Origin of the sequence: Caballeronia sp. NCF2, assembly GCF_023631205.1 — a bacterium.
Classification (GTDB): Bacteria; Pseudomonadota; Gammaproteobacteria; order Burkholderiales; family Burkholderiaceae; genus Caballeronia; species Caballeronia zhejiangensis.
In genome coordinates this window covers 20,144-27,135 of record NZ_JALQDN010000082.1, presented here as the reverse complement: position 1 = coordinate 27,135, position 6,992 = coordinate 20,144, and the positions used below count along the sequence as shown (strand labels likewise).

Here is a 6,992-nt window from a genome sequence, read left to right as displayed (position 1 = left end):
AAATCGGCAGCATGATTGCCTCGGACGCTCCACTTAAAAATCTGAGAAAGCTGTCCGAACTACCGAGGCCACCTCTATATGAGCCGCTAACGTCGCAAGATACCGCGTGTGCAACGCAGTACGGCAGGTGCAACCGGAGCTTCGCAGATCCTTTACGCAGATGTAACCAGGACAACTTCGGTTGACTTGCAAACCTAAAAGTTCGCCACCTTCAGGTTCGTGGTGCAAGCATCGCCTCGTGTAGCAAGGACCGAACAAGCATCGACCGTAGGCAGGTGTCAGGCATTCTTCAGCCTTTCCGGTGCACACGCTAAGCCTGCGTAGTTTCCCCTCGCCACTCTTGTTCGCCAGCGAAACAATCACTAGTTCGATGGCCGCCGAGGTCAATCTGAGCTACCTCTATGGTGGTCATTTTGCATCGATCAATACGGTGCGCACGCCGCTTCCGCATTTGCGCGTAGCCACTTCTTGGCGCCGATTTTTCACGGTGGTGTATCGACGACCCTTTGGCGTTTTCAATTACGGAAGACAATCGCGTCGATGCGGATCAAGCGTGCGACCGAGTATCGAGACGGGCGCAGGCATCATTGTTCGCAAAGCAGGGCCCCGATGACCTCCATCAGCACGATCGGTTCACACGGGTTGGATAGTCAGTTCTCGGTCTCTCGCGCGCAGAAGCGCTGGAAGCAGCCAAACAGGCAGACGGTCGTGAAGCCGATGCGTACCGCTCCGATATGTAAACAGCGAACCCAAACAATCTTCTTTGAAGGACACGACAGTGCGACTCAGGCGACCTAAAAAACGAAAATTCCGTCTCCTTGCCGACTGACCTTTGCTGGCTAGTAGAAGGACGGCTGCTTACTCCGTTTGGTGTCTGTGCGTTGATGAAGCGGGCGCGGGAGCGCGGTCACTTGCTCTCAGACGTCGTCAACCACGCGCGAAAGCAGTTGCAATCACCTAAGGTGTCGAATGCCTTCGCCTATCTACTAGCGCTGCTGCATCGGCCGGTCGACTACTCGTTTCTTGCTGCGCGAATGAATGCTGATGAGGAGGCCGCCGCCCGCAAGCAGGATGAGCGAGAAAGAGAAACACCAAATGGAACGAGTGCGAGCCTTGGCAGGGCAGTCCTTTGCAGGGGCGAACGGCGACATCTGGACGATCGAGGAGCACGGCGTGCTACGAATCGACGCCGCCGGGCAAAGAAGTTCCAGCCCGTTTAATCAGGTACGTGCGGTTGTTTCAGCAATACTCGAACAACGGATGCCTACCTTCCGGCCCGGCGCCGACAGGAACGTTAGCCTCCGCGATGGTGTTTTGACTCAACCGCCTTCGACGCACACCTTGGCACGGGAGGTTCTTGGCTCACTAAGACAAGGGCTCAAACGATTCCGTGGACGATGAGAGACGCTCTCCGGAGAGTGTCCCGTTTTCGCCGTGCCCAACGTCACGTCCTTGTATTTAAAGGAAAAAGACGTTGTTACAAAACGTGCCGAATATGCACATCCCTCTTATTCGGCACGCTTTTCATATTATGAAATGCCGCCCATCATGGCAACCGCGCGTTGGTTCTGATGCGGACTGTGCGCTAGACCATGGAAATGGCGCACGAAATTAGCCTTCTTTCGAAAAAACGGAGGACGCTCGTGCTGTTTCAATGGTGACCATTCATAAAGGGTTGCCATGCGTCTTTTTAAAAACAAGCGTCGGTCCGCGCTGTCTACCGCTCCTGGCATGTACGCGGAGGAAGATCCGAGCCAAGTTATCTTCGAGACAAGCACGAAGCTAAAGCTCGAGGCTAACCGCTGGATGCTGATTTCGTTCGGCCTTGCCGTGATTGCCATCGGCGCGGTATGGACGCGGCAACCTGCGCCTTCGGTCACTCGCGTTGTGGGCGTGTCTGCCGATACCGGCGGGCACCCGATCGTGACCGAGCTCGTCGCCTACAAGCCCGACTCGCAAGCTGTGCGCACGACGGTCAAGGACATGGCCGTTCGTTGGTTCACGATCGAGCCGGTGCTGTCGGACCGCCTCGAGACTTCGCGCATGACCGCCAACATCAACGCGGTGAAGGCACAGATGATCGGCGCAGCAGCCGGTCAGTTCCGCGACTGGTTGAAGGCCGACACACCGTTCCAGCAGATCACGGCAAACCCGAAACTGATCCGCGAAGTCGACGTGCGCAACATCGCGCTGCTCGAAGACTCAACTGTACTCGTCGAATTCACGACGACGACCTCGCAGGCTGGCGCCACGGGCAAGCCGGACGTGAAGTCGTACGCGCTGACGTTGCGCTATCAAATCGTCGCGCCCACTGCTGAGCAGGCGCTGACGACGAACCCCTTCGGCATCTTCATTCCGTTCTTCCGCCTTGAGCGGACCGCATAAGCATGACCGCAACCATTCTCAACAAACGGCCGGTCATCGGCATGTGCCTTCTCGCTGTGTGCGCAGCGTTCCTCACGCAACCGGCTCTAGCTAAGAAAGCCAGCGGCGACTCGGCGTTCAATGCCGCGATGGTTGCTGGCGACCCCATGAGCCCGATCAATCCGTTCAACGGCGGCGCTGATCCTTTGACGATGCCGGGCGATGCGCGCATCGGCGTCTTCCCGTACAGCCGCGACCAGATCTACCGCGTGCTGACCGCACCGCTCAAGCTGACGACGATCGAACTGGAAAAGGGCGAGAAGCTGATTGCTGACCCCGCGATGGGCGACAGCGTCCAGTGGGAAATCGACGACGACAAGATGAACCACGTCTTCATCAAGCCGCACAAGGCCGATCTAGTCAACACGCTGCATCTGACGACGAATCTGCGCGAGTACGACTTCACGCTTATCGCGTCGCCGGCGGGCGGGATGTTCTATCAGACGGTGCGCTTCCAATACCCGCGCGCGCCGATGGCTCGCGTCAGCGCACGCGACGACGCGACGGCGACTGGCAGTCGCGGCGGTGCCGATTCTGGAAGCATCGGTGTGGCGCCGGACAAGCTGAACTGGGACTACAGCGTCGATGGCCGCGCCGAGTTCACGCCGGAAACCGTTTTCGACGACGGCCACGCAGTCTGGATGCGCATGCCGGCGAAGGCACAAGAGTGGCCGGTTCCATTCATTCTCGATCATGGCGATCGCGTCGTTGCGAACTTCATTCGCCGCGGCGACTTCCTCGTCCTTCAGCGTCTGGCCGACGAGATCGTTTTGCGTTCCGGCAAGGACGAGGTCAAGGTGACGCGCGGCCGCCGTCGCCTGTTTGGGGTGTTTTGATCGTGGCGAAAAAACCGGACTCGGCTACGCCCAGCGCGGAGCAAGAAGCACTCGTCAAAGGTAAGACGCCGCGCAATGCGATCATGAGCATCGGCATTCTGGCTGCGGTTGTGATTGGCGGCCTCGGCTTCTACTACCAGCTACAGGCGACGAACAAAGCAGACGAAGAAGCGCGCATTAAGAGGGCGACCGCACTCAAGTCGAGTACGGAGACGCCCACTGCCGCGAACAACAACGACATCGACCAGACGATCCGTCAGCAGCGCGAAGCAGCGGCGTCGGAGGCAGCCGCTCGCGCAGCGTCTGAAGCAGCGGCTCCGAAGCCCGCCATCAAACCGATGCTGACCGGTGCGGACTTCAAGGAAGAGGTCGCAGGCTCGGGCACCGACACGCGCGAGCTTTCCCGCCAAGCGGCGCAAGACGCGATCTATACGTCTTCCATCTTCAAGCAGGCAGGCGCGTCGCGTTCGGCGAACTCGTCGACCGGCGTACTCCCCGCTGGCGTCCCTTCGTTGGACGAGGTGCGAGCTGCTCGGAACGCTGCGGGAGCCAACACTCCCGATGCGATGGCGATCGCCTTGGCGAAGCAGGGCCAGGCACCCGAAGATCGCGACCGCGCCTTTCTCCGCGATGCGGGTTCGCGCGGCGGCATCGAACGGACAACCTTCAATGGCCGGTCGACGGGCTGCACGTTGACGCCGCCGCACGTTATCCACGTCAAGACGGTTGAGGGGCTTAACTCGGACAAGCCGGGTCGCGTGGCGTTGATGGTGGACGAGGATGTGTATGACAGCCTGCGCGGCGACTGCTTGATGATTCCGAAGGGCGCGTTCATCAACGGCATGTACAGCGCAGACGTCAAAGTCGGTCAGGAGCGTCTGCTGGTCGCCTCAACGAGTTTGCGTCTGCCCAACGGCAAGAGCGTGCCGCTCAACGGTATGCAAGGTGCCGACCAAAACGGCTACGCCGGGTTCTCGGGCGACGTGAACAACCACTTCCTGAAGATCTTTGGTGCGGGCTTCATTACGGCGATTTTGCTGAAGGCGTTCGACAGCAGCTCGCAGACGGCGACGACCGCGACGCCTAACGGCGTCACGACATATGGCGACACGGCAGGGCAGGTCGCGGCCGCGACGGCCCAGACCGTCATGCAACGCAACCAGAACATCCCGCCGACGATCACGGTGGAGCCCGGCCAAAAGTTTCTGGTGCAGGTCACCCAAGACATCGTGATGGAGCCGTACCATGAGTAAGGCTCTCGCGGCGGCATGCCTGTCTGTCATGGCGTTCGGCGCCCATGCTGCAATCATCGATTCGATCATCAGCCCAACGCGCATCGTGCTCGATGACGGCGTAAAGCGCGCAATCGTCGAGCTGCCGGGCGAGCCGGTCTACACCTGCGGGCTGAAGCCGTTCCTCGCATGGGCTAACCGCTTTGAGGGCCAAACGGTCGAAGCTGCTTCCGGTGGCGTTGCCGTGAGCATCGACGGCTCGCCGGTCAGCCTCGAAAGCCTCTTTGTGAAAGCCGGGTGGCTGCGCCCCGCGAATCTTACCGATGACGCACAAGCGAGCATCGCAGAGCGGCAAGGTGGCTGGGCTTGCGCGTCCGCGCAAGCGCCGTTCGACGTCATGCACACGTCAGTCGATCCCAAGATTCTCGCCGGTATCGCGCTGAACGAGTCCGCCTATAACGGGCGCGCATGGCCGTGGACGTTAAACGTTGCCGGTCGCGGCTTTTTCTTCCGCACGCGCGAGGACGCGTACCGAGCCATTCGATACCTCATCAGCAACGGCCGTTCAGACTTCGACATTGGCCTGATGCAAGTGAACTGGGGATACCACAGTAAGCGCTTCAAGAGTGCTTGGGATGCGCTCGCGCCGGCGACCAACATCCGCGTGGCCGAAGACATCCTCAACGAGAACTACCGCCTCACGCACTCAGCCGTCAAGGCCGTCGCGTATTACCACAGCGCCAATCCCGCACCGGGCCGCGAATACCTCGCGCGCTTCGTGAAGCACCTATCTCAAATCGAACGCGGTCTATGAAGCACACGCTCTCTCTTCTCACTATCGCGCTCGCCGCGGTGACGCTCAACGCAGCGGCCGCTGGCACGGACCCGCTCGACTTTGACTACGAGATCGCGGGCAATGTGCTTGAACGACCGGCGCTCGTCTTCAACGACGGCAGCGACACGTACTTCCAACCGCGCGCCGGCCAGGTGTTGCGCGTCGACGGTGGCCACAGTCAGGGTCCGTACATCGTTGTGCCGGGCACGCCCGAGGTGATTCGTTACTCGGCTGGCGGTTCGAGCGCCACCGCTTACTGGAAGAAAGCGAATCGATTCATTGGCGACAAGGCGCGCACCGAGACCCCTGCGGGATTCACCGGATTTTCCGGTCGGCTCGCGCTTATCGGACCGCGCAGCAGCCTCGAGAGCACGCGGCCTCTGAACGCCACGCTGCCGCTCGCACAACTGGTCAAAGCGCTGGTGCCGCAGGGCTGGACAGGGTCGGCACAGAAAGACATCGACTTGACTACGTCGACGAGCTTCGGCACGCGTGATGGCGAGAACTGGATGCAGTCGCTCGATCGGCTGGTGGCCGCGTCCGACCTGTACGCCGACGTCGATTTCAACTCTCACCATGTAACACTTCGCCGCTCGGCTCCACAGTCAGTCGCGGTCAACTACGTCGCCCCGGTGTCTCAGGTCGCTGCAACTCCGGCGCCCGCGTCAAGCGCTAGCGCTAGCGCTGCGGCCGATCCCATCGGCGATATCGCGAAGAAGGCGGAAGCGCAGACATCTGCCGCATTAGGTTCAGTCCTCGCGGCCAAGCTGGGCGCAGTGGCGATCCGCGACGGGGACGACAGCCACATTCAAATCAAGTTTTCCGCCAAGCCCGCTGCGGAGTTGAAGGTGACGGGGCAAGACGGCAAATCGCTGCGTCCGAAGTGGGATGACGCGACCGACGTGGTTACGTTCAACCGCGCGGAGCGTTTCACGATCTCGAACGGCACCGACAAGGTCGAAGTCGCGCGTGTCGCCGGAACCGTTTACGAGTTCGACACTGCGAACAAGGCCGCTCTGCAAAGCGTGTTCGCCGAAAACGGCTCGACGTTCTTCAAGTTTGCCGACACCGTCGGCAAGGTGACGGTCGCCGACGTGGGGCACATGGGGTCGGGCGAGCAGAAGGGCCGCTTTTACAAATTCAACGGCACCGCCGACCAGTTCATCGTTAACGCCGACGGCAACGTTGTCAACGTGCTGCGCAAACATGACGTGCGGTTCTTCGATCGGCCCGCGTCATGAACCGGACTTTGATTCACATCTCGACGCTGCTTTGCGCGGCCGTCTCCGTGCATGCGCGTGCCGACTGTCTTGACGATGCCGCGCGCTATCACCGCGTCAGCGTTCAAGTGGTACGCGCGATCGCGCAGCAGGAGTCGGGTATGCGCCCGTATGTGACGAACCGCAATATCGATGGAAGCGAGGACATTGGGTTGATGCAGATCAACTCGTCCTGGCTTCCAAAACTTGGGCGCTTCGGCATCACCCGGCAACACCTGTTCGATGCCTGCGTGAACGCCTATGTGGGGACCTGGATCCTCGCTTCGAACATCAAGCAGTTCGGTGCGACATGGAAAGCGGTCGGTGCCTACAACGCCGTTTCCTCGAACAAGCAGCTCATCTACGCCAACAACATTTACCGCCGCCTGCAACGCGCGAACTGACC

Annotated in this window: 6 protein-coding genes; all 6 read left to right on the top strand. The window is 60.4% G+C overall.

Features of this window, described 5'->3' with window-relative positions; all coding sequences use genetic code 11:
• The first annotated feature begins 1,680 nt into the window (after positions 1-1,680).
• From NCS02_RS31865 to NCS02_RS31840, 6 genes are read left to right on the top strand one after another with little or no spacing between them, the layout of a single operon-like run.
• Complete coding sequence (locus NCS02_RS31865; RefSeq protein ID WP_250508191.1) at positions 1,681-2,385, top strand: VirB8 family type IV secretion system protein; 705 nt, start codon at positions 1,681-1,683, stop codon at positions 2,383-2,385.
• Between the two features lie 2 nt (positions 2,386-2,387).
• Entirely contained in the window at positions 2,388-3,260 is an 873-nt protein-coding gene (locus tag NCS02_RS31860) for a TrbG/VirB9 family P-type conjugative transfer protein (RefSeq protein ID WP_250520365.1), read from the top strand.
• Between the two features lie 2 nt (positions 3,261-3,262).
• A complete protein-coding gene (locus NCS02_RS36515; protein WP_250508190.1) occupies positions 3,263-4,513 on the top strand; it encodes a TraB/TrbI/VirB10 family type IV secretion system protein in 1,251 nt (416 codons plus the stop codon).
• Positions 4,506-5,306 (top strand): transglycosylase SLT domain-containing protein, encoded by an 801-nt coding sequence (locus NCS02_RS31850; protein ID WP_086968994.1) that lies wholly within the window; start codon positions 4,506-4,508, stop codon positions 5,304-5,306. Before NCS02_RS36515 ends, NCS02_RS31850 begins: the two co-directional genes overlap by 8 nt.
• Positions 5,303-6,568, top strand: a complete 1,266-nt coding sequence (locus NCS02_RS31845) for a TrbG/VirB9 family P-type conjugative transfer protein (RefSeq protein WP_250508189.1) — start codon at positions 5,303-5,305, stop codon at positions 6,566-6,568. Before NCS02_RS31850 ends, NCS02_RS31845 begins: the two co-directional genes overlap by 4 nt.
• Positions 6,565-6,990 carry a lytic transglycosylase domain-containing protein gene (locus NCS02_RS31840; RefSeq protein WP_250508188.1) on the top strand — a complete coding sequence of 142 codons (426 nt, stop codon included), beginning with the start codon at positions 6,565-6,567 and terminating at the stop codon, positions 6,988-6,990. The genes NCS02_RS31845 and NCS02_RS31840 overlap by 4 nt, the downstream gene beginning before the upstream one ends.
• Positions 6,991-6,992: the final 2 nt, after the last annotated feature.

What these genes read in the sequence shown, in the direction of transcription:
- NCS02_RS31865 (WP_250508191.1), top strand. Translation starts at nt 1,681, where the DNA reads ATGCGTCTTTTTAAAAACAAGCGTCGGTCCGCGCTGTCTACCGCTCCT.
- NCS02_RS31860 (WP_250520365.1), top strand. Translation starts at nt 2,388, where the DNA reads ATGACCGCAACCATTCTCAACAAACGGCCGGTCATCGGCATGTGCCTT.
- NCS02_RS31850 (WP_086968994.1), top strand. Translation starts at nt 4,506, where the DNA reads ATGAGTAAGGCTCTCGCGGCGGCATGCCTGTCTGTCATGGCGTTCGGC.
- NCS02_RS31845 (WP_250508189.1), top strand. Translation starts at nt 5,303, where the DNA reads ATGAAGCACACGCTCTCTCTTCTCACTATCGCGCTCGCCGCGGTGACG.
- NCS02_RS31840 (WP_250508188.1), top strand. Translation starts at nt 6,565, where the DNA reads ATGAACCGGACTTTGATTCACATCTCGACGCTGCTTTGCGCGGCCGTC.